This window comes from Shewanella sp. Isolate7 (genome assembly GCF_022398425.1).
GTDB lineage: Bacteria > Pseudomonadota > Gammaproteobacteria > Enterobacterales > Shewanellaceae > Shewanella.
Genome location: NZ_JAKEVJ010000170.1, coordinates 1 through 1,132, shown reverse-complemented (window position 1 = coordinate 1,132; position 1,132 = coordinate 1). Strand labels below are relative to the sequence as shown.

Genomic DNA, 1,132 nt, shown 5'->3' with positions numbered 1-1,132 from the left:
GGGCTGACGAAAAATGACTCACAGTTAGCCATGCTATTCACCTTGGCGAACCTGTTTAAAGTAGACCAGATGTTACGACGACAGCCAAGATCTGTCTGAAATCCGGGAACAGCCTGGAATTAGGTCGAAATTCGGCGTAAAACGGCAGTATGTTGGCCAAAATTGAACACTTAGCGTTCAAAAATCAGGCGGGCCGCTCAAAACCTCGCTCGATACCTAAATTGCAGGACTTGTTCGCAGTTTCCCTAGGGCGGCAATTTCTTTTCGGTTTAGTTTTCCTAACTCTGGCATTTCACTGAGCAGAGTGTAGGAAAGCACTTTCTTCATACCGGGAATACTTGTGAATGAATCAAGAGGTCTTTGCATCATGTCAATGTCTACGGCATGATAGGGGCGGCGTTAAAAATTAGCGGATTATCAAGGAATGATAACTATGTTTGAAGAAAGGTTGGCAGCTAGTTTGTTTTGGGAGTTCATGTTTTGGGTAACGGCAGCGTTTTTGCTGATCCCCTTTCCTTTTAAGCTTGGTGCCTTGGTGATGGGAAGGGATAAGCGACCAATCGCCGCAGTTACCGAAGAGCTGGTCAATGCGTTATTTCATGCTTTTGGGTTGATAGCATTTTGGGGATATGTCCATAACGATAATAGCGCTGCAAACCCTGTGCTATGGTATGGGTGGCTTGTCATCGCAATACTCTGGTCTTTCATCGCACTTTTTAAATCTGCAAAAATTGATTATGCCGTGAGTCAAATCGGTTCTAAAGCGACTAAGGTGCTGGCTTTGGTGGGAATATTGCTCTTTTTGCCTATGTATATTGCCGTGTTTGAGTATGCGTGGATTGATTAAAGGTGCTGGTGAGCCTATTTGTGCCGACAAAGAGTGTTAGGGAAGATGCGAATAAGTCCCTGATGTGAGATCATAGCTACATAGTAAATCACAGCCATTACCGCCCATGAGCCAACAGTTAACTTTTGCCGATAGTGAGTTTTCCAGCAAGCGCCGCCAGACCCGTAAAGAGATTTTCTTATCTCGGATGGACAACCTATTACCATGGACTCAACTGCTGGAAGTGATTGAGCCCTTTTATCCAAAAGCGGGCAATGGTCGTCGTCCCTATCCACTGGAAACGAT

The 1,132-nt window shown here is 45.1% G+C and carries 1 protein-coding gene and 1 pseudogene; both read left to right on the top strand.

Features of this window, described 5'->3' with window-relative positions:
• Positions 1–433 precede the first annotated feature (433 nt).
• Positions 434–847 (top strand): hypothetical protein, encoded by a 414-nt coding sequence (locus tag L1D47_RS20780; RefSeq protein WP_239886627.1) that lies wholly within the window; start codon positions 434–436, stop codon positions 845–847.
• 106 nt (positions 848–953) lie between these two features.
• Positions 954–1,132: pseudogene (locus L1D47_RS20775) on the top strand (IS5/IS1182 family transposase); the annotation flags it as partial.